We start from the raw sequence: 26,716 nt of genomic DNA, 5'->3' as shown, positions 1-26,716 counted from the left end.
CCCGGATTACCCTGATGAAGACCGATGGATTCTTATTCTTCAACAATAGCCCATCTTTGTTGTGCGTACTATGCAGAAAACTTATACATGACGTTAAAAAATGGCAGTAGGGTCATTGTTTGTATTGATTTTTTGTGACTTCCTGTAAGTGGCTTTTTGAATCATTACGTTGCCGGCGGCGGTAAGCGCCGGTGAGCCAATGGAAAACCGGCCGATGGCATGATAATTAAGAGAAACACCAACTGAAGGTTTTTTGCTATGCCCAATTTACTCGCTCATAACGTCAACGTGCTCGGATCAGTGACAACCTCGTCTCTGTCGGCCTGGCGGGGCTGTATGGTTGTCGAGAAGTGCGTACAGCCCGAGCTGCCCATCATTCTCTACGACATGGAAGCCTGCCCGTTTTGTCGGCGTGTCCGCGAGGCGTTCACGGCGCTGCACCTGGACGTGGACATCCGTCCTTGCCCGAAAGGCGGCCAGCGTTTTCGGGCCGAGGCCGCCGAGATCGGGGGTAAGCAGCAATTTCCGCTGTTGGTGGATAAAAACACCGACACCGTGATGTATGAATCCAGCGATATCGTGGCCTACCTGTTCCGGGAATACGCCGGACGTTCGGTCCCGAAGTTTTATCGGGGCAAGCCCTGGCAGCCGGCCGTGGGCTCGGTTGCGTCGGCCGTCAGTGCCCTTCGAGGCTTGAGAGCCAGGGTCAGTAGCCAGCCGGTGCAGCCTCTGCACCTGTGGAGCTTTGAGGGCAGCCCGTTTTCGCGCCTGGTTCGGGAACGTTTGTGTGAACTCGAAATCCCGTACACGCTGCATAACCTGGGCAAAGAGCACTGGACAGAGCTCGGGCCGGCAACGCAGCGCCTGAAACCGGGGCCCTATACGCCGATTCCAGGCGGCAAGCGGGATGCCTTTTTCCAGCAACATAGACGGGTGCAGGTGCCATACCTGGAAGATCCGAATACGGATGAATCTATGTTCGAATCGGCACGAATTCTGAAGTACCTGGAGGCCCATTACGGGGCCTGACGCCAGTGCATAGTGCGCAAGGGCGCACAAGGGGCAGGTGTGGCAGTGCGACTTACACGTAGGCAGCTTGTTATTGGCGCGGGTATTAGCGGGTTCGCCCTGGCCTCTCCGGGCTTGTTTGCGGAACTGGCGGGTGGTACCGCCGCTGTTCCAATCCTGCGCACGGTCCCCTCATCCGGTGAATCCGTGCCCGCCATTGGCATGGGCACCTGGATTACCTTCAACGTTGGCAACGATCCCTATCTCATTGAGAGTCGGACGGAGGTGCTCAAGACCTTCTTTGATCGCGGCGGCAGTGTGGTCGACTGTTCGCCCATGTACGGATCATCGGCGGATGTGTTGGGCAAGGCGCTGAATGCGTTGCAGGCGCACGATCAGGTTTTTGCTGCCACAAAAATCTGGACCGCTGATGAATCGGCTACGCGCACGCAAGCTGAATCGTCACACAATAGGTGGGGAGTCGCCCGTTTTGATCTGCTACAGGTCCACAACCTGTTGGGTTGGCGGGGGCACCTTGAGACCCTCAAGGAGATGAAGGCCGATGGCGAAATTCGTTACCTTGGAATCACCACCTCCCATGGCCGGCGTCACGATGAATTTGCTCGCATTATGGAAACCGAACCGCTGGATTTTGTGCAGCTAACCTACAACGTCCTTGATCGAGAGGCTGAATCGGTTCTGATGCCACTGGCACGTGAGCGCGGTATTGCTGTGATCGTTAATCGCCCATTCCAGGGTGGCGCACTGTTTCGCCGGGTACAATCTGAGCCCTTGCCACCCTGGGCAGCGGTGGCCGGGATTGGCAGTTGGGCGGAGTTCTTCCTCAAGTTTGTAATCGCCCATCCGGCAGTCACCTGCGCCATTCCGGCGACGTCGCAGGTTGCCCACATGCAGGAGAACATGGCAGCGATGTACGGCGAACTACCCAGTGAATCGCAGCGGCAGCGGATGGCGGCGTTTGTGAGGTCGCTGTGACGGATGTCGCCTGGCTAAGTTATTCCTTGCAGGATTTTCTGATGTTCGGGCCGCAGGTATTTCTTCGGCTGTTCATCCGGCTCAATCAGGATTTCTGGCCCTGGCAACTGCTTGTCGTGCCGCTGACACTGGCTGTGCCCTGGATGATGTGCCGGCCAACGCACGCATGGCGTCGCTTGGCAGTGTGGTTGGTTGCCGCAGCCTGGATTGGCAGTGGGGCCGGGTTCCTGGTTCGCTATTTTGGCGAAATAAACTGGCCGGCGGTCTGGTTTGGCTGGGCGTTCGTGGCTCAAGGACTATTGATCGCAGTTCTGGCCATCTGCTGTCACTCGGAGGCGATTCCGAAGGGCCGAGCCGGGGTGTTTACAGGGCTTTGGCTGACCGGCGTTGTGGCGCTGCCCTGGGTGACGGTGCTGCAGTCCGGAGAGCTGGGGGCCATGGCGGTGTTTGGGTTAACGCCGGACGTCACCCTTGCCGCCAGTTCGCTGGTATTAGCGATGATGCCCAGGGTATGGCTCTGGCCGTTGCTGCCGATACCCCTAGTTTGGGTGCTGTTCAGCGCGGCCACCTATTGGGCATTGCAGCTGGTTTGGTTCCTGCTGCTACCGGCGGCCACGCTCATTCTTTTCGCCCTTGGCTGTTGGCTCAGTCCCAGTTTGGCGCGAAGCCAGGATCCGCAATCCGGTCACCGCGGTCCAGTTCGTCGATAGCGCGAATCTCTTCCTCGCTCAGCGTAATGTTCAACGCATCAAGGTTGGCTTTCTGGTGCGCGGGACGAGTGGATGAAGGAATCGGCACGATGCCTCTGGACGCGACCCAGGCAATGGCAACCTGCGCAGCTGTTGCGTTGTGTGCCTGGCCGATGCGCTGGAGCGTTTCATCTTCCATTACCTTGCCAACGGCCAGCGGCATGTAACCCGTCACGGTAATACCCAGCTTCTGGGCGTGCTCCACGACTTTGCGATTGGCCAGAAACGGGTGCACTTCCACCTGGTTGGTGAGCAGGGCGCCTTCTCCCAGAATCTCAACGGCCTCATCCATCTGGGCACAGGTGAAGTTTGAAATGCCGATGTGCTTGGTCAGGCCTTCCCTCTGGGCGTCCCGCAGGGCGTTGAGATATTCTGCCATGGGTACTTCGTCATCCGGGGAGGGCCAGTGGATCAGGGTCAGATCGACGTGGTCAGTCTTCAGGCGAGCCAGGCTGCCGTGCAGGCTGTTGATCAGGTCGCTGGCGCGGAGCTGGTCATGCCAGATTTTGGTGGTCAGAAAGATTTCACGACGGGGAATACCACTGGACGTAATGCCATCGCCAACTTCCGCCTCGTTCTCGTACATCTGGGCGGTATCGATGTGTCGATAACCCAGTGACAGGGCACTTTTGACGGCATCCCGTGCATCATTGCCTTTCAGCCGGAAAGTTCCCATGCCGATGTTCGGAAGTGTGCTGAATGACATACGTTCCTCCTATTCGTTCTGTGTGATGTTAAGATGGTGCCGGCACGCTGGTTCTTCAAGTGGCCGCCGGGTATCATCGGCGCTGATTTGATTCGACCCGCTGAACCGAGAGAGATTCCCATGTTTACCGGCCAATGCCTGTGCGGCGACATTACCTTTGAATACGATGGCCCGCTCGGACCGATTTCTTTGTGTCACTGCAGTCAATGTCGACGGGCCCACGGCAGCGCTTTTTCGGCCAGCTCACCGGTTCGGAAAATCCACTTCCAGTACCTGGCTGGTGAAGAGCGGGTAACCGAATTCGAATCCCGTCCTGGCAAATACCGGGCCTTCTGCAATCGCTGTGGCAGCCATCTTTACAGCCGTCTGGATGCCATCCCGGGTATCCTGCGCCTGCGGATCGGTGTCATCAACGAACCGCTGGAAAAAGGCCCGTCACGGCACATTTACGTCGGTTCCAAGTCAGACTGGTTCGACATAACCGATGATCTGCCCCAGTTCGAGAAAACCGAGCGCACCAACGACCCTCACTGAGCGGGAACCAGGCGGTAAACCTTGCCTTCGGGCGCATCGGAGAGTAGCCAAAGCGCGCCTTCCGGTCCCGCTCGGACATCCCGGATGCGCGCACCCAGGTCTTCCAGCAAGTCCTCCTCTTCAACCACTGTGCCATCCTTGATTCGCAGCCGTACCAGCTTCCGCATCTTCAGTGCGCCAACAAACAAGTCGCCGCGCCACTCCGGTATCTGCGAGCCGGTGTAGAACGCCATACCTGACGGCGCAATCGATGGATCCCAGTAGTGCAGGGGCTGGGCCATACCCTCTTTTTCTGTATTCAGGGTGATGGGCAGTCCTGAATAGTCGATGCCGTAAGTGATCTCCGGCCAGCCATAGTTTGTGCCGGCACTCAAAATGTTAATTTCGTCGCCGCCCCGCGGACCATGCTCGTGGGTCCAGACCGCTCCCGTTACCGGGTGTACCGTCATGCCCTGAATATTGCGGTTACCCCAGGTGAAAAATGTGTCGTTGATGCGAGCGTTGTCCAACTCGGGGTTGTCCGGTGCGGGTTCGCCATCAATGGTGATCCGGTGCACGCCGCCGGCGTCGTCCGACGTATCCTGGGCACGATCCATTTCCCCCCGATCCCCGACCGCAATGTAAAGATTGCCCGCCCCATCGAAAGCCATGCGCCCGGCGAAGTGGCGGTTCTTCCCAGAGCGTGGTCCCGCCTCGAAAATCACTTCGACGTCAGTCAGCCGATCATTAGCCAGAGTTGCCCTGGCCACGCGGGTCGTCATGCCATCGCGATTCCGGTGCGAGTAACTCAGGAACAGGGTTCGGTTTTCGACAAACTCGGGGTGAAGCAGTACATCCAAAAGGCCGCCCTGGCCAGACACCACCAGATCAGGCACGCCGGCAACCGGCTCCGGAACCAGCTTGCCGTCGCGGATTATCCGAAGTCTTCCCGCCCGCTCGGTCACCAGTAATGAGCCGTCAGGAAGGAACGCCAGGCTCCAGGGGTGTTCCAGCCCGGCGGCAACGGTGTCCAGCCGGAAGGTTACGTCATCCGATGAAAAGGTCTGGCCAAAAGCACAGGGCAGGGCCGAAAGGTAGGTGCAGCAGGCCATTGCCAGAGGTTTTATTGAGGGCATCGGAACCTCCCTTGGACGTCGTGGTTGGGGCATCAAAACGCGGTACGGCGGAGCTCTCAGGATAGCACTTGTCATACCTTGCTGCTGTTTACCGCCCCGTTTTGACGGCCATTCGTTGTGGTTGTTTTAAATTAATTATTTGAAATCAGAATGATTCGCATTAAGATGTGCGCATTAAAAATGAGTGACCTAAAAACGGAGAAAACGATGTCCCGAATGTCCGAAACCAGCTTCCGCCGCAAGGCGCTGTTCACCGCGGTCATGGCAGCTTCGATGCCGGGTCTGGCGGTAGCCCAGGGCCAGCAGCCGGTGGCTCTCGAGCCGCTTGAAGTGTCCGCGAAGCGAGAAGCGGCAAGTTCTGAGCAGACCCGCAGTTACGTGGCTGAAACTACAACCACCACCATGAAGATGGGGCTGACCCACCGGGAAACCCCACAGTCGGTCACGGTGGTTACCCGTGAACAGATGGACGACTTTGCTCAGAACGACATCAACGATGTTCTTGAAGGTACCACCGGTGTGACCGTGGAATCGGTGGAAACTGACCGCACCTATTACACCGCCCGCGGTTTCGACATCAATAACTTCCAGTATGACGGAGTGGGCCTGCCGGCGGTTTACGACAACGTACAGGGCGAGTTGGACACCGCCTTTTTTGACCGGGTCGAAGTGGTGCGCGGCGCCAATGGCCTTATGACCGGGTCGGGCAACCCCTCGGCCACCGTTAACTTTATTCGCAAGCGTCCAACCGCAGACACGCAGGGCTCCATCGCCGTCACCGGCGGCTCCTGGGACAAGAAGCGCATCGTTGGCGATGTGTCTGGTGCGGTGTCGGAATCCGGCGCGGTTCGGGGCCGGGTCGTGGCGGGCTATGAAGACAAGGACTCGTACCTCGATCGTTACAGCAACGAAAAAAAGATGTTCTACGGGGTGATTGAGGCAGACCTCACCGACACCACCCTGCTGACGCTGGGACATTCTCTACAGACCTCCGATACCGACAGCCCCATGTGGGGCGCCTTGCCGCTGTTCTATACCGACGGCACCGCCACCGATTACGCCCGTTCTACCAGCACCTCTTCAGACTGGTCTTATTGGGACAACACCCAGCACAACAGCTTTGTGGAACTCCAGCAGCAGCTAGGCAACGGCTGGCGGGCCCAAGGCTCGGTGCTCAGACTGGAAAGTGAGAGTGAATCCGAGCTGTTTTATCAATACGGTACACCAGATCCCGACACGGGCGAGGGGCTGAGAGCCTACCCCAGCCAGTACGATCTTGATGTGGAGCAGTGGGTGGTCGATGCCTACGCCACCGGACCGTTTGAGCTGGCCAATCGCACCCACGAACTGGTTGTAGGCGCCACCTGGTCGCGCTCGGAAACCGTCGATGAATCCCGCTATGGTCAGGGTATTGGTGACCCGCTGCCACCGCTCGAAGAATGGCAGGGCAACTACCCGAGACCTTCCTTTGATAACGGCGTTGGCGGCTCTGACTGGACCGACAAGGAAGTGGCCACCTACGCCGCCGCGCGCTGGTCGCTGACCGAACGGCTGACCGCCATTACCGGACTGCGCCTTACCTGGCTCGATAGCGAAGGTGAGAGCTACGGCCGCACCAAGACCACCAGTTACGATGCGGTGGAAACACCCTACGCCGGCCTGATCTATGACCTCAGTGATGATCACTCGGTGTACGCAAGCTACACGGAAATCTTTACACCGCAGACGGAGGAGGACATCAACCGGGACCGTCTTGAACCTATTGACGGCGTTAACTACGAGGTGGGTCTGAAAAGCGAGTTCGCTGACGACCGTGTGAACACCACCGTGGCGTTGTTCCAGACAGAGCAGCAGAACGTAGCGGAAGCGGCAGGTACCTACTCGGGAACTCAGGATCCTTACTACAGAGGCCAGGATGGCCTTAAGAGCCAGGGGATCGAGCTGGAATTTGTCGGTGATGTGACTGACCGTATTCAGCTGTTTGCCGGCTACACCTATGTCGACATTGAGGATGCCGACGGCAACCCGGAAAAATCTTTCGTGCCGGAGCACCTGGCGCAGCTGCGCGGAACCTGGAAAGTGCCCGGTGTTGAAGGCTTGAAGCTTGGCAGTGAAATCCGCTGGCAGTCAGAGATCAGTCAGGAGCAGGGTGTTGCGACCAGCGGGCCAAACGCCGGAGCTGTCATCGTAACCGAGCAGGAGAGTTATGCGGTGGTTGACCTGATGGCCAGCTACGACTTTGCCCGCAACTGGAATGCCACGCTGAATGTGAACAACGTGACTGATGAAAAGTACATCGAGAGCCTAAAGAAATTCGGTACGTCGGCCCAGGGTTTCTACGGAGACCCGGCAAACGCCAGTTTGACCGTATCCCGAGTTTTCTGAAGCTGAGATTGGACCAGGAACCGGAGTGGGCGTGGCCTATTCCGGTTGTCTCTTCCACGCAATGGAGGCAGGGAGAAGAAGCAATGACACCGGAACAGGAAATGATCGAGGGACTTAAAATCGCCGCGGGCGCCGGGCTGGTTATTGCCCTGGCAGCCATTGGCCTGGCGATTGGCTCGGCCTGGGGCGTGGGCTTGGGTCCAGGTCCAGCCGGTTGAGCTCTGCCAGACGCGCTTTGCGATGCACGCCACAGGTACCGCAGTAACCACCCTCCGGCAACAGATACTTCAGGCAGCAGCCCTTGCGCTGGGGTATGGCGCGGGTTTGTCCATTGAGCGTCGCCGGAATCCAGCCCACAAACCGGCTGCTGTCGCATTCAAAGTTGTCCAGCCACGCCTGAGCCAACGCGCACACCGACTGCGCTTCAGCTTGATTCCACACCGCCGAAAACGGCGCGCCCAGACCAAGGCCAATACTGCTCCAGAATGCGCCGGGACTGACGCCGAGTGCCTTCCGGAACACCGGATACCAAGCGTTGACCTGACCTGCCAGGTGCTCCACGAAGTCCTCGACACCAAGCGATGGCCCGGTCGGCGTGTGAAACCAGCGCGAATTGGCCATGGTCCTAGTCGATTGCCCCAGAAACACCTCGTCCTCATTCGGCAGCGGCGCCTCGCCGTCCCGAAACAGCCTCAGCGTCAGCGGTGCAATCACCGACAGCGCCAGATCCTGTTGCACGACAGACACATGCGCCCGCATCAGGCGGGCGTCTGAAGTTTCCGGATGATCCAGTCTGAGCTGGTGTCGCAGGCGCTCTGGCTGAGTCAGACACTGCGCCAGGGACAAAGGCACCGTTGGTCCGGAGGCTGAAAGCGATTGAGCCTGCCTTGAAGAACCCGTCAGGGCCAGAGCCTGGCTCAGCACCGTATCGGCGTTGAGGTCTGAGTCGGACAGCAACTGGCGATAGCGCTCACGCCAGTCTGTGTAATCGCACTCAGGCACGGCCATGACGGCTCAGCCCCCACAGGAAGTAGATACCTCCAACCAGGGCTGCGAGTAGGCCTGCCGGCAGTTGCGACGGGAAGATCACGATTCGAGACAAGTAATCGGCCAGCGCCAACAACAGACCACCGGCCAGGGCAGAGATAATCATCTGCCGGCCTACGGTCTGCTGCCCCAACACCCGTGCCAGGTGAGGTGCAATCAGCCCGACAAAACTGAGGGGGCCGATGACCACCGTGGCCGCGGCGGTCAGAATGGCCGCAAGAACCAGCAGCCCTAGGCGTGCCCGGGTAACCGGCAGCCCCAGCGACGAGGCCGAGGTGTCGCCCAGCGCCAGCAGCGTCAGTGGCCGGATGGCAACGAACAGGCCCAGGCAAATCACCAGGGTCAGGCCGAGAAGACTCAGGGCCTCGGTTTCTGAAATCAGCCAGGTGGCCCCGTACATCCAGTTCAGCAGCTTGGCGGCAACGGTACCGCCGGAGGCCATCACCAGACGAAGTCCCGAATCCATGAAGACATACAGCGCCAGGCCGCCCAGCAACAGCTGGTTGCCGGCAAAGCGATGGCGCCGGGCCAGCAGGATCAGTAGGCCGAGAGCAGCGGCTGCTCCCAGGGTAGCTGCGCCAAGCTGGCCGGCGCGGCCGATCTCGGTACCGGTGAGCACAATCAGCACCATGACCAGGGCGGCGCCGCCGCTGATGCCAAGCAACTCCGGGCTGGCCATCACGTTGCCGGTCATGCGCTGGATCAGGCTGCCGGCCAAGCCAAGGCAAACGCCCGCAAGAATGGCGGCCAGCAGTCGCGGGCCGCGCCAGACCCAGGCCTCGCCCCAGTCGGTAATAGGTGTCCAGCTCCAGTCCTGCAGGCCCGGTGACCAGCCCATGGAGACAAAGAAGGTGACAAGCAGCAGGCACAGTAAAACCGCGCCAGTGACCAGAACCGACCGCCGTTTTGGCAGGAAGGCACCGGGGTTGGATTCCTGGCCCGGCATATGATGAGTGTTCTTGAAGCCCTGCAGTGCCAGCAGAATAATGGGGCCGCCGATCAGGGCCATTGTGGTGCCGGTGGGCACCAGAGAACCATCACCCCAGGAAGATGCCCAGTGCGCCAGGGTGTCTGCTAACAGCAGTAGCCCGCCTCCGAGCAGGGTGCTCCAGAACAGACGCTCCTGCAGGGTTCGGGCACCGAGCAGACGTGCCAGTACCGGTGCCGCCAAACCGACAAAGGCGACAACGCCCACCCGGCTGACCACGGTGGCGCTCATCAACACCACCAGGAACAGCGCCAGCATTCGAAGCAGGCCAACCCGGGCGCCGAGGGAGCTGGCGGAAGCCTGCCCGAGTTGCAGCAGTTGCAGGGGGCGCATTAGCAACACCAGGGCCGCACCCAGAATCAGAACCCGCGGCCAAAGATCCATGAATGGCTGCCAGCTGTTCTGGACCAGGGAGCCGGCGCCCCAGATAAACAGATTGCCCAGCCATTCGCCCTTGATCAGCAGGAACGCCATGTTCAAAGCGCCCATGAAAAAGGTAATCACCAGGCCGGCAAGAATGACAGTCACCGGCGAGAAACCCAGGCGCCAGGTCAGGGCGACAACCATGCCGATCGCCAGCAGGCCACCGGCAACCGCAACCAGGTCCTGGCTGAAGGCCAGCAAGGCCGGCGCGAACAGGGTGGCCAGGGTTACGCCGAACTGACCGCCGGCTTCCACGCCCAGGGTGGTTGGCGAGGCCAGGGGGTTGCCCAGAACCTGCTGGGTTACGGCGCCAGCCAGGCCAAGGCCGCAACCAATGAGTAGGGCAATGGAGACGCGGGGAGCCCAGCTGAAGTGAGCCAGCACCGAGCTGTAATCACTGCCGTCGTAGGACCAGAACGCCGACACGACTGATAGCAGGTCCAGCTCCGGCAGCCAGGGCGCAGCGCTGGCCGCCAGTGCACCCAGCCAGAGCAGGATGGCAGTCAGCGGCAGCTTGCCCGGCAGCCGTGGCGCGGTGGTGGCAACCTGGGACTCAACGTACATTATCGCTACCTCCCTGGATCAGCGCGTCGGTAAGCTGAATGGCCAATCGCTTGACCGGAAACACGGCGCCGAAGGGCCACACCGGCTCAATCTGGTAGACCTGGCTGCGCTGCACGGCGGGAAGGTAGGTCCAGAACGGGCTCTGGGCGAGGTTATCTGACAGGCCTGGTTGGGTAGGCTCGATCACCACAATCCTGCCGTCCGGGTAGGGCGCAATGGCTTCCAGGCCTACCGTGGAAAAGCCCCAGTAGTTGCCGTCGTGGGGCCAGACATTGTCCAGTCCAAGACCGTCCAGGGTGGTCTGGTACAGGCCATTGGGCGCAAAGATGCGAACGTGACGGTCGTCCAGGAAACTGACCAGGGCAACCGGCCGTTTGTGGGCGCCGTGCGCTTCCAGCCGACGGCGCTGGTCGGCCAGGGTGGTGTCGATATCGGCCAGTATCTCCCGGGCCCGATCTTCCCGGTCGAGCATTTCACCCAGGGTAATGAGCATCTGCCGGGCTTTGGCAAAGGGCTGGGAGCCTTTTTTGTAGACGCTGCTGACGTAAGTAGGCGCGATCTGTTGCAGGAGATCCGCCGCCGGTGCCATTTCCGAACTGGTGATGATCAGGTCTGGCTCGAGTTCGGCAATGGCTTCAAGGCTGGGGGCGACACGGGTGCCGATGTTGGGCACGTGGTCCGGCAATACCGGTTCACGGACCCAGGTCGCATAGCCCGATTTGTCCGCCACCCCCACCGGGGTTACGCCCAACAGAAGCAGCGCTTCGGTGGCGGCCCAATTCAGGGCCACAATGCGTTGCGGTGGCTCATCCAGGCTCACGCGGCCCTGTTCGTGCTGCCAGGTTTGCGCCGCTGCCGTCGCGGACAACAGCAGCAGACACAGGCCGGCCGTGATCCGCGCCAGGGGTTTTGTGAGAAGGGGGTTGGTGAAAACGGGGTTTGTGAAAGGCGAGCTAGTGCACATAGGACACCCACTGACCCGGGGCACGTTCCATGACGCCCATGGGCACGCCGTAGATGGTCTCCAGGGTGCCACTGTTCATGATTTCCTGCGGGGTTCCATCGGCGATCAGTTGGCCGCCACGCAGGGCTACCAGGCGATCACAGAACCGGGCGGCCAGATCCACATCGTGCAGAACCACCACCACGGTCAGATCCCGTTCCTCTGCCAGGCGATGGACCAGGCGCAGGGTTTCAACCTGATGCTTGACGTCCAGGGCTGAGATAGGCTCATCCAGCAGCAGGCAACGGGTTTGCTGGGCCAGCAGCATGGCAATCCAGGCTCGTTGGCGTTCGCCGCCGGACAGGGTGTCCACCGAGCGATGACGGAATGGGGTCAGGCCGGTGTCGGCAATCGCCTGGTCAATCAGCTCGTAGTCGTCGGATGTGTAGCGGCCAAGGGGGCCGCGCCAGGGGTAGCGGCCCAACGCCACTAGTTCGCGGACGGTCAGGCCGTCGGTGCCGGGTGGGTGCTGGGGCAGGTAACCCACGGTGCGGGCAAATTGACGGGCATCGGTGCGGTGCTTGCTGTTACCCAGCAGGCGAACGTCACCCTTGGCCGGCGCTAGTTGCCGGGCCAATACTTTGAGCAGGGTGGATTTGCCAGAGCCGTTATGGCCGAGCAGGGCGGTGACTTCGCCCTCCCGGAAGTCCAAGTTGATGTCTTTCACGATGGTGGTGTCGCCGATGCGAACACCGAGGCTGGATACTTCGAAAAACGCAGACATGCGGACTCCCGGCAATCAGAAGCTCCGCAGCATAATCTAAACGCGAATCACTATCAATAATGTTATTGAGTGCGCCTGACTGGTTCCGGCCAGGCTCGGTCGTAGTTTCGGGCTAGGGCTTTCTTAGGCCAGCACTGTCGGCATCGCCTGCCCGGTCTGCACCTGCCACTGCGCGTAGTAGGCGCCTTGCTGTTCTAGCAATTCGTCATGGTTGCCCGCTTCCACCACCTTGCCTGACTCAACTACGGCAATGGTGTCGGCGTCGACAATGGTCGACAGGCGGTGGGCGATCATGATTACCGTCCGGTTGTGGCCGATGCGTTTCAGGGAGCGCTGAATGGCCGCTTCGGTCTCATTGTCGACCGCACTGGTAGCTTCATCCAGCACCAGGATCGGTGGGTCTTTCAGGAGCGCGCGGGCCAGAGACAGGCGTTGGCGCTGGCCGCCAGACAGTCGTATACCACGCTCACCAACCGCCGTGTCCAGGCCATCGGGCAGGGCTTCAATAAAGGACCAGGCTTCGGCCGTTTTTGCGGCGTCGATGATGTCGGCCTCGGTGGCGTCGGGTTTTCCATAGGTGAGGTTGTCCCGAATACTGCCCTCGAACAGATAGACGTCCTGGCTCACCAGGCCAATGGCGCTGCGCAGGGATTTCAGGCTGACGCTCTGGATCGGCTGGTCGTCGATCAGGATGCGACCGCGGCTGGGGTCGTAAAACCGCAGCAGCAGTTTGATCAGGGTGGATTTGCCAGACCCGGTAGCGCCGACCAGGGCGAGGGTGTTGCCAGCAGGCACGGTCAGGTCGATGTCCCTTATACCCGCGCCGCTGGAAGGATAGTGAAAGCTTACTTGCTCAAAGCGGACGTGGCCTTTGACCGGTTCGGCCAGGGGCTGGCCAGCCTGGTCGTGCACGTGCACTGGTTCGGCCAGCAGGTCCAGGATGCGACGGGTACTGGCCATGGCACGTTCAAACAGGTCTATGACTTCGGCCAGGCCGGTCAGTGGCCAGAGCAGGCGCTGGGTCAGGAACACCAGCACGCCGTAGGCGCCAACATTCAGCGAGCCTTCCAGGGCCATCATGCCGCCCACGGTAAAGGTGGCCAGGAATCCGGCCAGGATGGCCATGCGGATCACCGGGATGAACGCCGAGCTGATGCGAATGGCCCGGCGGTTGGCCTCCACGTAGGCTTCGCTGCTGGCCTTGAGGCGTTCTGCTTCACGTTGTTCCGACGTAAAACTCTTGATGGTCGCGATGCCGCCCAGGTTGTTGGCCAATCGGCTGGAGAGATCACCGACTTTTTCCCGCACGTCGGCGTACAGAGGGCCGGCCTTGCGCTGGAAGTAGAAGGCGCCCCAGATGATCAGCGGGATGGGGGTGAACGCCAGCATCGCAATCAACGGCGATAGCACGAAGAACACGGCACCGACTGCTACTACGGTGACCAGGACCTGGATCATGGCGTTGGCGCCGCCGTCCAGGAAGCGTTCCAGCTGGTTGACGTCGTCGTTCATGGTGGCGACTAGCTGCCCGGAGCTGCGGGCCTCGAAGAAGCTCATGTCCAGGCGTTGCGCATGCTCGTAGGCATCTTGCCGCAAGTCGGACTGCAGGCGCTGGGCCAGGTTGCGCCACAGGATCTGGTACAGGTATTCGAACAGGGATTCCCCAGCCCAGATGAAGAAGGTCAGCACCGCCAGGATGGTAATCTGCTCTCGGGCTGTCTCAAAGCCCAGGCCGGCAACAAAGCTCTCTTCCTGATTGACTACCACGTCGATGGCGACACCAATCAAGATTTCCGGGGCAATGTCGAACAGCTTGTTGATGATGGAGCAGATGCTGGCCGTAATGATCTGTCGCCTATAGCCCCGGGCGTATCTCAGCAGGCGGGCAAGGGCGGCAAAACTGCTGGTGGAAGGGCTGGAGGCGCTGGAACGGCCGGACATGTTTTCACTCCGTGGGCGATGGGAAAGCGCAAAGGGTAGCGGGTAACTTTTAAAATTTAAAGAGAATCATTATCAACAAGTGTTCAGGCGTACAAACAGGGCATAGTTAAGCCTGCCGATTGCGTTGCAGCCAGCGGTCCAGTTTGTCGGCGAATTCCTTGCGGTCGGTTTGGCTGAAGGGCGCCGGGCCGCCGGTGACCTGGCCGGCGTTGCGCATTTCTTCCATAAAGTTGCGCATGGCCAGGCGCTGGCGAATATTCTCTTTGGTGAAGGCCTGGCCCCGTGGGTTGAACACGTCGGCGCCTTTTTCGATGGCTTCCGCGGCCAGCGGGATATCCTGGGTAATTACCAGGTCGCCCTGAGTCATCTGGTCCATGATTTCCTTGTCGGCCACGTCGAAGCCGTGGGCAACCTGGCGGCGCTGGATGTAGGGGCTGGGCGGCAGGCTGATGGCGTGGTTGGCAATGAAGGTGGTTTGGATCTGCCAACGGGTAGCGGCTCGGCAGAGGATTTCCCGAATGGGGACGGGGCAGGCGTCGGCGTCGACCCAGATTGGCATGGCTTGGTCCTTCGTTGGTTCGGTGTCTTTTGGGAAGTTTAACGGGAGTTGGTGTGGGCTTGGTAGTCGTTAGCAGCGTATTGCCTTTAGTGGAGTACGTGACAGGTGGCTGAGGCATTGAGACAGTCCTTCCAAAAACCGCTACGGGCACATCCATGTGCGCTTGTCTTCGGCCTTCCCTGGCCTACGACATTTTTGGAAGGACTGTCTCAATGCCTCGATCTGACCATATAGGTAGGCCCGCGCTTGAATATCGAGTGAGTGAGATGACTTTTCGAGCAATATTCTTCGCACTGTTTTCTTTCGGATTGTCGCTACCGTTGGTTGCAGCGGAAGACAGTGCCGAAGCCTGGGAAGCCCTCCGAAGTGGCGAGGCTATTCTGATGATGCGCCACGCCCTTGCGCCAGGCATGGGCGACCCGGCTCGCTTCGAACTGGGTGACTGTAGCACGCAGCGCAACCTGAACGACGAGGGGCGGGCGCAAGCACGTTTCTGGAAACCCTTTCTCGCCGAACATGGCATTGATGAGGCCCGGGTGTATTCCAGCCAGTGGTGTCGCTGCATGGACACGGCGACGGAGATGAACGTTGGAGACGTGACTGGTTGGCCGCCGCTGAATTCGTTTTTCCAGAATCGCAGCGAAGGCCCAAGACAAACCAGGGACACCATCGAGGGCGTGAACGATATGGGCGAGGGTGCGCCGATCATTCTGGTGTCCCACCAGGTCAACACCACCGCACTGACCGGGGTTTATCCGGCCTCGAATGAGGGAGTGATCATTGCCTTGCCGCTGTCGGAGTCTCCGGAAATTCTGGCTCGGGTATCGCCGTGCCTTCAGTGCAATTCTGAATAAACTTATGAAGTCGGCGCACGGCTTGTCTGTCCCGAATGCGCTCACGAGTGGTCGGAAGCTGAAGTCGCTGCTGCTGAGGCTGGTGAATCGGTGCGGGACGCCATTGACACGGCTCTGAGTATCAGTTGCTGGCTTCTTCGGCAGGGTCAGCAAATTGAGCGATGGGATGACTAGGCTGCCTTGTGCCCCCTGCGTGAGCGGCGTTGATCATTTCTCCTGGATCGACTAATTTTTAATCAATATGCCTTGTTTGGCACCGCGCAATTATCCCAGCGGCGTGAGATTTGCCTCGACTATGAGGCGACCGGAACCCAGGCCGACACCGAACCTGCCTTAAGCGGGCGAGAGCTCGGCATCTGCTTTCTTCAGGGAAGCAGAGGTAAGGAGGATGGGATGAAGCAACACCACGATTTTCATGTGGACAGCACCCGGTATCTGGACGACCACGGCAACGCCCTGGGTGATCTGCCACCGCAGGCCGAGGATACCGAACGTACCCTGGCCGCCTACCGCAATATGGTGCTGACACGCACCTTCGACGCCAAAACCATTGCTCTTCAACGCACCGGGAAATGCGGCACCTATCCCTCGGTGCTTGGCCACGAAGTGATTGGCACGGCTATTGGTCAGAGCCTGGCCAAAACCGATGTGTTTGTACCCTACTATCGTGATCAGGCCGTTCACATTCTCCGTGGCGCCACTTTGCTTGAACTGCTGCTTTACTGGGGTGGCGACGAGCGTGGCAGTGCCTGGAAAAACTGCCCGGAGGATCTTCCCATTGCAGTGCCCATCGCCACGCAATGCTGTCATGCCGTGGGGGTGGCGTCGGCCTTCCGTATTCGTGGTGAGGATCGGGCCGTGGTCTGCTGTGTCGGGGATGGCGGTACCTCCAAAGGTGACTTCCTGGAAAGCATCAATCTCGCCGGTGCCTGGCACCTGCCCGTGGTGTTTGTGGTCATTAACAACCAGTGGGCCATCTCCACACCCCGGGCCATCCAGACTGGAGCCGAGACCATTGCCCAGAAAGCCATCAGCGCCGGTTTACCCGGCCACATTGTGGATGGCAACGACTACTTTGCCGCCGTCGAAGCCCTCGATACAGCCCTGGACCGTGCTCGTGCCGGTAAGGGTGGGGCGGTAATTGAGGCGGTCACCTACCGGTTGGGAGACCACACGACCGCCGATGATGCTACCCGTTACCGCAGTGCGGAGGAACTGAAGAAAGCCTGGGAAAAAGATGGCGTGAAACGGCTGCAGAACTATCTGCACAACACCGGCTTCTGGAGTCCGAACAAGGAAAAAGCCCTTCAGGCCGAGTGCAAGCAGACGGTTGAAAAGGCGGTGGAGGTCTACCTGGCAACCGATCCGGAACCGCCGACGGCGATGCTGGATTTCCTGTTCGAATCACTTCCCGCCGCCCTGGTGGGGCAAAGGGAGCGGATTGCCGCCAAATTTCGAGGCGGAGCCTCGGGAGGTGGCCAATGAGCGTGCCGGAGATTCGTGAGGTGACCCTGGTTGAGGCCGTGAATATGGCTCTGGCCTGGGAAATGGGGCAGGACGAGAACGTGGTGGTCTTGGGGGAAGATGTTGCCACCAATGGCGGGGTTTTCCGGGCTACCGTGGGCCTGAAGGAGCGCTTTGGCTTCAAACGGGTGATGGACACGCCGTTGGCAGAGAACCTGATTGCCGGCACCGCCGTGGGTATGGCGACCCAGGGGCTGAAACCTGTGGCCGAGTTCCAGTTCATGGGCTTCATCTATGCCGGCATGGAGCAGATTGTCAGCCATGCCGCCCGCATGCGAAACCGTACCCGGGGCAGGCTACATTGCCCGATCGTGTATCGGGCGCCGTTTGGCGGCGGCATTCATGCACCGGAACATCACTCGGAGAGTACCGAGGCGCTGTTTGCCCACATCCCCGGCCTGCGTGTGGTGATTCCCAGCTCACCGCAGCGGGCCTATGGGTTGTTGCTGGCTGCAATCCGCAACCCTGATCCGGTGGTGTTCCTGGAGCCGAAACGCATTTACCGGGCCGTTACTCAAAGCGTGCCGAACAATGGCGAGGCGTTGCCGCTGGATACCTGCTTCACACTCCGGGAAGGTGACGACGTCACCCTGATTACCTGGGGTGCCTGTGTTCAGGAAACCCTGCAGGCAGCGACTAGGCTGATTGAGCAGGGCGTGTCTTCTGAAGTGATCGATGTCGCTACTGTCTCGCCCCTGGATCGTGAAACCCTGTTGTGTTCGGTGGCCAAAACAGGCCGTGCGGTGATCGTGCACGAAGCCTGCAGGAACGGCGGCGTGGGGGCGGAAATTGCCGCCTCCATCGCTGAGAGTGCGTTCCTGGATCTGCAGGCGCCGGTTGTGCGGGTAACCGGCTACGACACCATCATGCCCTATTACCGCAACGAACAGGCCTATTTGCCACAGGTGAGTGACATCATCGAAGCTGTGGAACAGGTGATCGCGCTATGAAGTACTTCAAACTTCCGGACCTGGGTGAAGGGCTCCCTGAAGCCGAGATTGTGGAATGGCACGTAAAGGTGGGCGACCGGGTTGAGTTGGATCAAGCACTGGTGTCGGTCGAGACCGCCAAGGCCATTGTCGAGGTTCCGTCGCCGGATGCCGGTATCGTCGCCAAACTCTACGGCGGACCGGGCGACATCATTCACACCGGCGAGCCACTGCTGGCGTTCGAAGGCACGGGGGACGACAGCGGTACGGTGGTGGGGGAACTGAAAACCTCCAGCACCGATAAAGGCGATGAAGCGGGGCAGGATCATTTCGTCATCGGTGCGCCCGCCTCCAGCAAACGGGCCCGGGCCAACCGGGCGACGCCGGGAGTGCGGGCGCTGTCGGAGCGTTTGGGTGTCAGCCTGGAGCGGATCAAGGGCAGTGGCCCCGGAGGGCTGATCACCAGTGACGACGTGCACCGGCAGGCCAGCCACCAGAAGCAACTGGGCGAGGCGGAGGCGCTGCGGGGCCCGCGACGGACCATGGCCAAGAATATGTCGCTGTTCCACGCCCAGGTAGTTCCAGTGTCGATATTCGAGGATGCCGACATTGGTGACTGGAAAAAAGGAACGGACATCACCATGCGCCTGGTGCAGGCTATCGCTTCGGCCTGCGAGGCGGCGCCAGAGTTAAACTGCTGGTTCGATGGCGACAATCTGAGCCGGCGCCTGCTGGAGGAGGTGCATGTGGGAATTGCGGTGGACACGCCAGAAGGTCTGTTCGTGCCCGTGCTTCGGGATGTGAACCATCGCAGTCAGAAGGATCTGCGCCAGGGGCTGGAAAATCTCCGTGAGGCTGTGGCCACCCGGAAAATACCGCCTGCTGAGATGCAGGGTGCCACCGTTACCCTGTCGAACTTTGGCACTATGACTGGCCAGTATGCCAATCCGGTTGTGACCCCGCCCCAGGTCGCGATCTTGGGGGCAGGCCGGATTCGGGAGAAGGTGGTATCGATCAATGGCAAACCGGCAGTGCGTCGAATTCTTCCTCTTTCACTGACGTTCGATCATCGTGCCGCAACCGGCGGTGAGGCATCGCGGTTCCTCAGCGTTTTGCTGGAAGAGCTGGCCCGAAAATAGGTCTGCACTAAAAAGGGAGAGCGATTAAAAAATCGTAAATTCGACGGAGGTGGACTCGGCCTATAATGGACTCACTGGCAATGTGTCGATGTATTTTCATGGACACGCCCGGGGGGTATGTTGGCGACACGCAAGCGAAATATATGGACGCTATTCTGGCTCGTGTATGCCGGTGGCCTCGTATTGCTTGCGGCCCTGGTGTCGTCTTCCTGGAGTGGCACCGTTGATCGATATGAACGCCATCATCAATCCCGCGCTGAGTTCTTCGCACAATCTGTTTTCAGCATTCTCAGTACCCAGGAGCTGGTGTTGGACGTTGTTGGTCGTGAGCTACTACGACGCGGTGAGTTCCCTGAAATACCCGATGCCCTGCCGCTGCTCGACAGCATTCTGGCCTCTAACCCCTCCATTGCGGGTATCGGGCTGGTGCAACCCGACGGACAATTCCTCGCGCTGAGCTCCAATGTCAGCGTAGAGCAGCTACCCAACCTTCGCGGCTCGGAAATAACGGCTCCCAGTTTTGACCTCGCACTGACGGAAGACAAACTCATCCTGGGGCGGACTTACTTTTTTGAGCCCCTCGAAAAATGGATTATTCCGGTTCGAAAAGCTTTAAGGGACGACTCTGGTGAGGTATTGCTGGTGATGACCGCCGGTCTTGAAATTGAGAGTGACCGGGGTATCTTTCGCAAGGATCACCACAGTCGGGCAGCCGACAGTTTGAGGCTGTTCCGCGAGCGCGATGGTTATATTCAGTACCTGGACCGCGAAGGCGTTGGCCCGCAGGATTATGCCGACATTCGGCGTACAGAGGAGCAGATTCGCGAGGAAACGGCGCGGCTGGAAGAGCAGGCCGGTCGAAGCATGGAAGCTATCAAGGCCGATGGTGATGCCGTGGTCTTTTACTCCGAACGTGACAGTGGTAACTACATGGGGGCTGCGGTCTACGATTCTCGCTTCGAGTTGTGGATCATTTCCGAGTCCGATATGGCCGGCATTCTTCGGGATTTCTTCAAGGAGCTGGCGACATACCTGGGCCTGTTCTTTGTAGTCTCTGCACTGCTTTACTTACTGTTCAACCGCATTGACAAGGTCGAGAAAAGGCGCCTGGAGGAATTGTTCCACCAGTCCCGGCATGACGACCTGACCGGTCTGCTCAATCGGGCCGGACTGATCGACCAGATTCACACCCGCATTAACAGTCACCAGCCGTTCAGTATGGCGTTGGTAGACATTGATAATTTCCGCGGCATCAATGACCGGTTTGGACAGGACTTTGGCGATCGGGTGCTGGCGGAGTGGTCGCGTTGCCTGCGAAAAAACGCCGGGGAAGAGGCGGTGGTGGCCAGCCTGGGTGGTGATGAGTTTGCTATTGTCACCCACCTGTGTGAGCCGGAGCAGGTGTCTAGTTACTGTTGGCGACTGCTGGGGGATACCAGTCACTGCATCCAGACCGGCGCGCTCGAACTTCAACTGGGGGCCAGCATTGGCGCCGCCATTTTCCCCGAGAACGGACACTCCTTCAGTAGCATCGTGCGCAGCGCCCACCTTGCCCTGCATAAGGCAAAACGAAATCGCAACGAGGTGTGCCTGTTCCGTAACGACATCGAAACCGGCTATTTGCGCCGGGTGCACATTGAGCAGAGACTGCGGGGGGCGTTGGAACCGAATCTGATTACCATGGCCTATCAGACCCAGGTGGATGCCCACGGACAAGTGATCGGCATGGAAGCGCTGGCCCGGTGGCACGACAACGAGCTGGGCTACGTGCCACCCAATGAATTTGTTTCGGTGGCTGAAGCGTCCGGGCTCATGGTTCAATTAGGCGACTATGTGCTCGACCACAGTCTGGCTGATTTTAGTTTGCTCCCCCGCTCGGAAGAGGCACCGCTGGAGCTATCCGTTAACATTTCGGTGCTGCAGATCATGCAGCCCGGTTTTGCCGAATCGGTCCTCGACAAGCTGGACTACCATCAGGTGGCGCCCAGCGAGCTGACCCTGGAAATCACCGAAACCCTTTTCATGTCCGGGCATACCAAGATCCTGCCGGTGCTGAACCAGTTGCGAAGTGTCGGCATTCGCTTTTCCATGGATGATTTCGGCACCGGCTATTCGTCCCTGAGTCTGTTGCGTACTTTGCCCATCGATGAGCTGAAAATAGACAAATCCTTTATTGACCATATCAACGCCGATAAGCAGTCCCGGAACATGGTGGAGAGTATTGTCGCCATTGCAGGCAACCATGGCATGGAGCTGGTGGCCGAGGGCGTGGAGCATAAATCCCAGGCCGATGCGCTGATTGCCATGGGTTGCCGGCGTTTCCAGGGCTTCTACTTCAGCCGTCCAGTGCCTATCGAACGGGTTCGGGAGCAGCTCGCCGCGTACGTGAGCTGAATTCGCACTGAACTTTTCTACACTCGGCTGCATGAAACTACTTGTGCCCGTCCGTGCCTTCATTAAGCTTTATCCCAAATCAACTTTTGGATAAGGAATCGCCGAGTAATGAAAGTAAAAGCCCTGTTTGCCGCTGCGCTGATCGCCCTGATACCGACTTGGGCCACGGCCCATGAATTCGTGACAGAGGCTGTGCACATCGATCATCCGTGGAGTCGGCCGACGCCGCCGGGCACGCCAATGGGGGTGGGCTACCTGGTCATCAAGAACGCCGGCGATTCCGACATCACCCTGATCGGTGCGCAAACCCCGCGGGCGGCAAGCGTTTCGATCCACGAATCCATGATGCACGATGGCATGATGAGCATGCAGCCGCTCAAAGAGGGCCTGACCATCCCCGCCGGAGAAGCCGTAGAGCTGAAGCCCCACGGTTACCACCTGATGCTGGAAAAACTGGTTCAGCCGCTGCAGGAGGGTGAGAGTATTCCGCTGACCCTGGAATTCGACGGAGCCGAAGCGCTGGAGGTGGAACTGACCGTAGAGCCTCTGGACGGCGGTTCGATGAAAGAGGAAATGGACCACTCCGGTCATCAGATGGAGTGATGGGCTAACTAAGGTAGAAGAGGTTTTCGGTGCAGCCCCATTGTTTCCAATGGCGGCCCGCTGGGAACTGGGAAGGGTGAACCGGTATGGTTCCAGGTGCCGTGTACGTCGTTCTCGCGGACTCGTTGCTGGTCCTGCATGTGGCCTTTGTCGCCTACGTGGTGCTTGGGCTGCTGGTGATCTATCTGGGCCACTTTCTGAGCTGGTCCTGGGTGCGCAATCTCTGGTTCCGGGCAACCCACGTGATTGCCATTGGTATTGTCGTTGTCCAGTCCTGGCTGGGCGTTATCTGCCCGTTAACCACCTGGGAGATGGCGCTGCGCAGTCGGGCTGGTGATGTCAGCTACGAAGGCTCGTTTATTCAGCACTGGCTCCACGCCATTCTGTATTTCAGCGCACCCGAGTGGGTGTTCATCCTGAGTTACAGTGTGTTCGGGGCTCTGGTCTTACTGAGCTGGTTCGTCATCCGGCCCCGTTAATCGGATTTCGAGCAAAACGCGATCATCGGGTCGATCCGGTAGAAATCGCAGAGCACGGCATACACTGCCGGCTGAGTGTCCTTGAGGTGTGCGGGTTGCTGGTAGAAGGCCTCAGTGAGCACCGCAAAGAATTCAGCGGGCTGGGTTGCGCCGTAGGGGTCGAGCCAGCTCTGGTGGTGATGCCGGAGGGAGCGCCGCAGGTGCTCATAGGCTTCGGTCATGGTGTGGAGCCACTGCTCGGCTTGCTGCCCACTGAGTGGCGGGGCTCCGTCGGCGGTGCCGTCGAGGTAGTCGAGCTGATGCGCAAACTCATGCAGAACAACGTTGTGGGGCTCGTTCGGGTGCCGGGCATCGTCCTCGCATTCTGACCAAGCCAGTACCACCTGGCCCCGGGAGGATGCTTCGCCGGCCCGGATCTGTTCGTCTTCTCTCACCACCAATCCGTCGCTTTCCGAAGCCTGCACCCGGTACACGTCCGGGTAGACCAGAATGCTGCGCACCTCATCGTAGTCACTGAATGGGCGGGCAAGGATCAGCAGGCAGGCATGTCCGGCAATGGTGACGCGAACCCTGTCGTCCACCTCAAATCCGTCGCAGCCATAGTACTCTTTTTCAGCCAGGAACAGCTGCACATGCTGTTCTAGTCTCTTTTGCTGCTCTGGCGCCAGTCGCTGGTAGAGCGGAACGTTTTCGTGCAACAGGGCGCGCCAGGGCGTGGGGAAGGGCTGGTCCAGCTCCCGCTGCCGGCGCCAGTTGCGGTAGAAAAACAGGTAAAACACGGACAGTGAAATGAGCGTTACTGCAAACAGCGCAAATACAAACAGGGCTGACATTCCGTATGATTCCAGTCCGAGTGGGCGTTTCGCCATCTTACCCTATACCAACTTCTGGAGGTTGCTATGTCTGAGAAACGAACCGTTGTGATCACCGGCGCCAATCGCGGCATTGGCCTTGAGCTGGCCCGACATTTTGCCGGTGAAGGTTGTGACGTGATCGGTGTGTGCCGCGAAGCGTCGGCTGAGCTGACCGACGTAGCTGCCCGAGTAATCGAGGGCATTGATGTGACCAAGGATGCCGGGATCGACAAACTCACGGATGCCCTGGCAGGCGAGCGCATCGATCTGCTGATCAACAACGCTGGCCTGCTGCAGGATGAAAAGCTCGGCAGCATTGATTTCGACTCGATTCGCATCCAGATGGAGATCAACGCCTACGCGCCGCTGCGAGTGACCGAGGCCCTGGTGTCGCAGATTCCGTCCGGGGGCAAGATTGCCAACATCACCAGTCGCATGGGCTCGATCGCCGATAACGATTCCGGCGGGCGCTATGGCTACCGGGCCTCGAAGGCGGCTCTTAATGCCTTTGGTAAATCACTGGCCGTAGACTTGAAGCCCAGGGGCATTGCCGTTGCCCAACTGCACCCCGGCTATGTGCAGACTCGGATGGTGAACTTTGGCGGGCTGATCTCGCCTGAGGAATCGGCCAAGGGGCTGGCGGCACGCATCGAAGGCCTGAGCCTGGAGAACACAGGATCGTTCTGGCACAGCAACGGTGAAGCACTGCCGTGGTAAAGTGTCGCGGCATTTATTCCCCACCTATCCGCCACCGAGGTTTTTATGGCCCGTTTTGAGCTGCTAGGCACAGCGACTATTCCCGGTAAGGGAACCCAGCTGCGCCTGCTGCAGCGTAACGATGAATTTTCCATCAAGATTGCTGGCAGCACCGGCGAATTGATGAACAGCCGCCTGCACGGCTCCGAGGATGCACTGGCAACGTTGCCCTGTGAACGCATTGCTGATCACCCGGCACCACGGGTGCTGATCGGTGGGTTGGGCATGGGTTATACCCTGGCGGCGGCGCTGCAATCCTTGGGTGAGAACGCCGAGGTGACCGTGGCCGAGCTGGTGCCCGAGGTGAAAGACTGGAATCTGGGGCCTCTTGGCGGGGCCGCTGGTTATCCCCTGAATGATCCCAGGGCCAGGGTTCATATTGGCGATGTGGTGCAGTTGATCAAGGAGTCGCCGGCCAGCTACGACGCCATTCTGCTGGATATCGATAACGGCCCCGAAGGTCTGACGCGCAAGGAAAACGACTGGCTCTACACCACCGCAGGTATTGCCGCAGCACAGGCGGCATTGCGGCCGGATGGCGTTCTGGCCTATTGGTCGGCGGGGCAGGATCCGGCGTTTACGGAGCGTCTTAAGCGGGCAGGGTTGTCGGTTGAACCGATTACCGTGCGCGCGCATCGCCCCGGCAAAGGGGCGAAGCACGTTATCTGGCTGGCCTGGTAAGGCCGGTCAGGTGTCTTCCTCTTCCATTTGCAGGCGTTCCAAGCGCTCCTGCTCTTCCAGCTTTGCCGCATCAATCACGGCCATCAACTCGCCGACATCGGCACTGTGGGTGTCGTGTTCGAAGCAGCCGGTCAGCTTGCTGTCCGGGCGCAGGTCGCCGCTTTCATAAAGGGCCCAGATTTCCTTGGCGTAGTCGGTCAGGAGCAGGTCCGGGGCATAGCGGCCAAAATGGCGGCGCATGTTGTCGACATCCCGTTCCAGCATGCGCTCGGCATTGTTGTTGCCCGCGGCATTGACGGCCTGGGGCAGGTCAATGATGACCGGGCCCTGGGCGTCAACCAGCACATTGAACTCAGATAGGTCGCCGTGGATCAGGCCAGCGTCGAGCATGCGGACAATCTCTGAGATGACTTGCTCGTGGTACTCCCGGGCGACTTCAGGCGTCAGGGTGACATCGTCCAGCCGGGGCGCAGCTTGACCATCTTCATCGGTAATCATTTCCATCAGTAGGACGCCATCTACGAACCCCAGAGGCTGTGGTACCCGCACGCCGGCCGACGCGAGGCGATAGAGGGCATCCACTTCGGCGTTCAGCCAGGCGTCTTCCTGCTCTTTCTGGCCATAACGGGTTTTCTTGCTCATGGCCCGGGCGCGGCGGCTGTTGCGTACCTTGCGGCCTTCCTGGTATTCCACTGCCTGCTTGAAACTGCGTTTCCGGGCTTCCTTGAATACCTTGGCACAACGCAACTGGTCGCCACAGCGCACCACGTACACCTGTGCTTCCTTGCCGCTCATCAACTGGTACATCACTTCGTCCACCATGCCGTCGTCGACAAGGGGCTGTAATCTCTTCGGTACTTTCATAGCGCCTTTCTGATTAACAGTATGCAGGCCAGCCGGACGCTTGAACCCGGGGCAGGATCAAGTGAAGGCAGGGGATTAACTGGTTTGAAGCATAGCTTACTTGAGTCAGCGCACCACAAACACTGAAATATCGCTGTGCTTCACAATGTTGCCAGCGTTGGAATGAAGGATGTGCAGGCGGTCTCCCACTCCAGGGGCGTGTGAGGCCATCACGATCAGATCGGCGCCGGTATCCTTGATGGCATCAAGGAGTCTTTGGTCGAGCTCCACTGCAGTGTCTGGTGTCGCCAGTACTTCACTGCTGGTACGCAGACCGTGAGCCTTACCCTGTTCTTCGGCAAAAACCTGAAGCTTTTCGGCGAGTTCCCTGGGGTTGTGCGCGGCGGCACCGGGGGTAGTGTTGGTTACGGTGACGTAGCAGACTGCGGCGTTGTAGTGCTTGGCAATATCGACGGCCGTGTTCAACGCTTTCGACAGTTTCTCGGTATGTGCCAGATCAACGGGCACCAGAATCTTACTGTACATGACCCCTCCCTGTATTGCCTGTCGTGCAATCGTTCATGTTACGAACTTACTCTAAGCATGGCACGGGCTTGGGGATCTGCAAAAAAAGGATATAAAAAAAGGCAGCCGAAGCTGCCTTTTTTCGCGGTTATTGCTTAATCCGTTAAGGATTACAGAGCAACAACGTTCTCCGCCTGAGGACCTTTCTGGCCCTGAGTCACGGTGAACTCAACTTCTTGGCCTTCGGCCAGAGTCTTGAAACCACCGCCTTGAATAGCGCTGTAGTGAACGAATACGTCCGGGCCGCCTTCACGAGTGATGAAACCAAAACCTTTCGCTTCGTTGAAGAACTTAACGTTGCCGGTAACTGTAGACATATTTAACTTTCCTGAA

26 protein-coding genes are annotated in these 26,716 nt (G+C 59.3%); 14 read left to right on the top strand and 12 right to left on the bottom strand.

The genetic code is table 11. The features are described from left to right. The first annotated feature begins 258 nt into the window (after positions 1-258). The 3 genes from FCS96_RS12640 to FCS96_RS12630 are packed head-to-tail and all read left to right on the top strand — an operon-like array spanning position 259 to position 2,714. Positions 259-1,029 carry a glutathione S-transferase N-terminal domain-containing protein gene (locus FCS96_RS12640; RefSeq protein WP_138440734.1) on the top strand — a complete coding sequence of 257 codons (771 nt, stop codon included), beginning with the start codon at positions 259-261 and terminating at the stop codon, positions 1,027-1,029. 45 nt (positions 1,030-1,074) lie between these two features. Next, positions 1,075-2,004 (top strand): aldo/keto reductase, encoded by a 930-nt coding sequence (locus tag FCS96_RS12635; RefSeq protein ID WP_228264099.1) that lies wholly within the window; start codon positions 1,075-1,077, stop codon positions 2,002-2,004. Positions 2,005-2,045: 41 nt separating this feature from the next. Further along, on the top strand, positions 2,046-2,714 hold the full coding sequence (locus tag FCS96_RS12630) for a hypothetical protein (protein ID WP_138440732.1): 669 nt from the start codon (positions 2,046-2,048) through the stop codon (positions 2,712-2,714). Here FCS96_RS12630 and dkgB read toward each other — a convergent pair. Beyond that, positions 2,650-3,459, bottom strand: a complete 810-nt coding sequence (dkgB, locus tag FCS96_RS12625; RefSeq protein ID WP_138440731.1) for a 2,5-didehydrogluconate reductase DkgB — start codon at positions 3,457-3,459, stop codon at positions 2,650-2,652. The two genes, FCS96_RS12630 and dkgB, sit on opposite strands and share 65 nt — an antisense overlap. Positions 3,460-3,579: 120 nt before the next feature. Here dkgB and FCS96_RS12620 point away from each other — a divergent pair, with 120 nt between their 5' ends. Next, positions 3,580-3,993, top strand: a complete 414-nt coding sequence (locus tag FCS96_RS12620) for a GFA family protein (RefSeq protein ID WP_138440730.1) — start codon at positions 3,580-3,582, stop codon at positions 3,991-3,993. Here FCS96_RS12620 and FCS96_RS12615 read toward each other — a convergent pair. Beyond that, positions 3,987-5,084 (bottom strand): PQQ-dependent sugar dehydrogenase, encoded by a 1,098-nt coding sequence (locus FCS96_RS12615; protein WP_228264112.1) that lies wholly within the window; start codon positions 5,082-5,084, stop codon positions 3,987-3,989. The two genes, FCS96_RS12620 and FCS96_RS12615, sit on opposite strands and share 7 nt — an antisense overlap. Positions 5,085-5,315: 231 nt before the next feature. On the opposite strand from FCS96_RS12615, the gene FCS96_RS12610 reads away from it, so the two are divergent. Beyond that, positions 5,316-7,493 carry a TonB-dependent siderophore receptor gene (locus FCS96_RS12610; RefSeq protein ID WP_138440728.1) on the top strand — a complete coding sequence of 726 codons (2,178 nt, stop codon included), beginning with the start codon at positions 5,316-5,318 and terminating at the stop codon, positions 7,491-7,493. Positions 7,494-7,634: 141 nt separating this feature from the next. On the opposite strand, the gene FCS96_RS12605 is transcribed toward FCS96_RS12610, so the two are convergent. From FCS96_RS12605 to FCS96_RS12580, 6 genes are all read right to left on the bottom strand, one after another. After that, the gene (locus tag FCS96_RS12605; RefSeq protein ID WP_138440727.1) at positions 7,635-8,501 is read right to left on the bottom strand and encodes a (2Fe-2S)-binding protein; all 867 of its coding nucleotides are present in this window, start codon (positions 8,499-8,501) and stop codon (positions 7,635-7,637) included. After that, complete coding sequence (gene fhuB / locus FCS96_RS12600) at positions 8,488-10,515, bottom strand: Fe(3+)-hydroxamate ABC transporter permease FhuB (protein ID WP_138440726.1); 2,028 nt, start codon at positions 10,513-10,515, stop codon at positions 8,488-8,490. The genes FCS96_RS12605 and fhuB overlap by 14 nt, the downstream gene beginning before the upstream one ends. Then, positions 10,505-11,479 (bottom strand): ABC transporter substrate-binding protein, encoded by a 975-nt coding sequence (locus FCS96_RS12595; protein WP_138440725.1) that lies wholly within the window; start codon positions 11,477-11,479, stop codon positions 10,505-10,507. Before FCS96_RS12595 ends, fhuB begins: the two co-directional genes overlap by 11 nt. Then, a complete protein-coding gene (locus FCS96_RS12590; RefSeq protein ID WP_138440724.1) occupies positions 11,469-12,242 on the bottom strand; it encodes an ABC transporter ATP-binding protein in 774 nt (257 codons plus the stop codon). Before FCS96_RS12590 ends, FCS96_RS12595 begins: the two co-directional genes overlap by 11 nt. A gap of 123 nt (positions 12,243-12,365) precedes the next feature. Beyond that, positions 12,366-14,183, bottom strand: a complete 1,818-nt coding sequence (locus FCS96_RS12585; protein ID WP_138440723.1) for an ABC transporter ATP-binding protein — start codon at positions 14,181-14,183, stop codon at positions 12,366-12,368. A 106-nt stretch (positions 14,184-14,289) separates the two neighbouring features. After that, positions 14,290-14,742 carry a YaiI/YqxD family protein gene (locus tag FCS96_RS12580; protein WP_138440722.1) on the bottom strand — a complete coding sequence of 151 codons (453 nt, stop codon included), beginning with the start codon at positions 14,740-14,742 and terminating at the stop codon, positions 14,290-14,292. A 266-nt stretch (positions 14,743-15,008) separates the two neighbouring features. Here FCS96_RS12580 and FCS96_RS12575 point away from each other — a divergent pair, with 266 nt between their 5' ends. The 7 genes from FCS96_RS12575 (at position 15,009) to FCS96_RS12545 (ending at position 22,664) form a co-directional block, all read left to right on the top strand. Further along, a complete protein-coding gene (locus FCS96_RS12575) occupies positions 15,009-15,596 on the top strand; it encodes a histidine phosphatase family protein (protein WP_171040778.1) in 588 nt (195 codons plus the stop codon). A gap of 393 nt (positions 15,597-15,989) precedes the next feature. Then, complete coding sequence (pdhA, locus tag FCS96_RS12570; protein ID WP_138440721.1) at positions 15,990-17,081, top strand: pyruvate dehydrogenase (acetyl-transferring) E1 component subunit alpha; 1,092 nt, start codon at positions 15,990-15,992, stop codon at positions 17,079-17,081. After that, entirely contained in the window at positions 17,078-18,070 is a 993-nt protein-coding gene (locus FCS96_RS12565) for an alpha-ketoacid dehydrogenase subunit beta (protein WP_273428106.1), read from the top strand. The genes pdhA and FCS96_RS12565 overlap by 4 nt, the downstream gene beginning before the upstream one ends. Then, positions 18,067-19,188 (top strand): dihydrolipoamide acetyltransferase family protein, encoded by a 1,122-nt coding sequence (locus FCS96_RS12560; protein WP_138440720.1) that lies wholly within the window; start codon positions 18,067-18,069, stop codon positions 19,186-19,188. Before FCS96_RS12565 ends, FCS96_RS12560 begins: the two co-directional genes overlap by 4 nt. Positions 19,189-19,305: 117 nt before the next feature. Beyond that, on the top strand, positions 19,306-21,582 hold the full coding sequence (locus FCS96_RS12555; protein WP_228264098.1) for a putative bifunctional diguanylate cyclase/phosphodiesterase: 2,277 nt from the start codon (positions 19,306-19,308) through the stop codon (positions 21,580-21,582). 108 nt (positions 21,583-21,690) lie between these two features. Then, complete coding sequence (locus FCS96_RS12550; protein ID WP_138440719.1) at positions 21,691-22,185, top strand: copper chaperone PCu(A)C; 495 nt, start codon at positions 21,691-21,693, stop codon at positions 22,183-22,185. A gap of 86 nt (positions 22,186-22,271) precedes the next feature. Next, positions 22,272-22,664 (top strand): DUF2784 domain-containing protein, encoded by a 393-nt coding sequence (locus FCS96_RS12545; protein WP_138440718.1) that lies wholly within the window; start codon positions 22,272-22,274, stop codon positions 22,662-22,664. Here the strand turns inward: FCS96_RS12545 and FCS96_RS12540 are convergent. Further along, positions 22,661-23,497: a M90 family metallopeptidase gene (locus FCS96_RS12540; RefSeq protein ID WP_138440717.1), complete on the bottom strand. Its 837-nt coding sequence runs from the start codon at positions 23,495-23,497 to the stop codon at positions 22,661-22,663. The two genes, FCS96_RS12545 and FCS96_RS12540, sit on opposite strands and share 4 nt — an antisense overlap. Before the next feature lie 66 nt (positions 23,498-23,563). On the opposite strand from FCS96_RS12540, the gene FCS96_RS12535 reads away from it, so the two are divergent. Both FCS96_RS12535 and FCS96_RS12530 read left to right on the top strand, forming a co-directional pair. Next, the gene (locus FCS96_RS12535; RefSeq protein WP_138440716.1) at positions 23,564-24,235 is read left to right on the top strand and encodes an SDR family oxidoreductase; all 672 of its coding nucleotides are present in this window, start codon (positions 23,564-23,566) and stop codon (positions 24,233-24,235) included. A gap of 45 nt (positions 24,236-24,280) precedes the next feature. Then, positions 24,281-24,955: a spermidine synthase gene (locus tag FCS96_RS12530; protein ID WP_138440715.1), complete on the top strand. Its 675-nt coding sequence runs from the start codon at positions 24,281-24,283 to the stop codon at positions 24,953-24,955. Positions 24,956-24,961: 6 nt separating this feature from the next. Here the strand turns inward: FCS96_RS12530 and FCS96_RS12525 are convergent, their stop codons facing one another. The 3 genes from FCS96_RS12525 to FCS96_RS12515 form a co-directional block, all read right to left on the bottom strand. After that, complete coding sequence (locus FCS96_RS12525; RefSeq protein WP_138440714.1) at positions 24,962-25,819, bottom strand: PA4780 family RIO1-like protein kinase; 858 nt, start codon at positions 25,817-25,819, stop codon at positions 24,962-24,964. A gap of 105 nt (positions 25,820-25,924) precedes the next feature. After that, positions 25,925-26,344 (bottom strand): universal stress protein, encoded by a 420-nt coding sequence (locus tag FCS96_RS12520; RefSeq protein WP_138440713.1) that lies wholly within the window; start codon positions 26,342-26,344, stop codon positions 25,925-25,927. A 149-nt stretch (positions 26,345-26,493) separates the two neighbouring features. Beyond that, positions 26,494-26,700: a cold-shock protein gene (locus FCS96_RS12515; RefSeq protein ID WP_036130097.1), complete on the bottom strand. Its 207-nt coding sequence runs from the start codon at positions 26,698-26,700 to the stop codon at positions 26,494-26,496. Between the last annotated feature and the right edge of the window lie 16 nt (positions 26,701-26,716).

The organism is Marinobacter alexandrii, from assembly GCF_005871205.1.
Taxonomy (GTDB): domain Bacteria; phylum Pseudomonadota; class Gammaproteobacteria; order Pseudomonadales; family Oleiphilaceae; genus Marinobacter; species Marinobacter alexandrii.
Note: the sequence above shows the minus strand (reverse complement) of the source record. Positions and strands in the feature narration are given on the sequence as shown.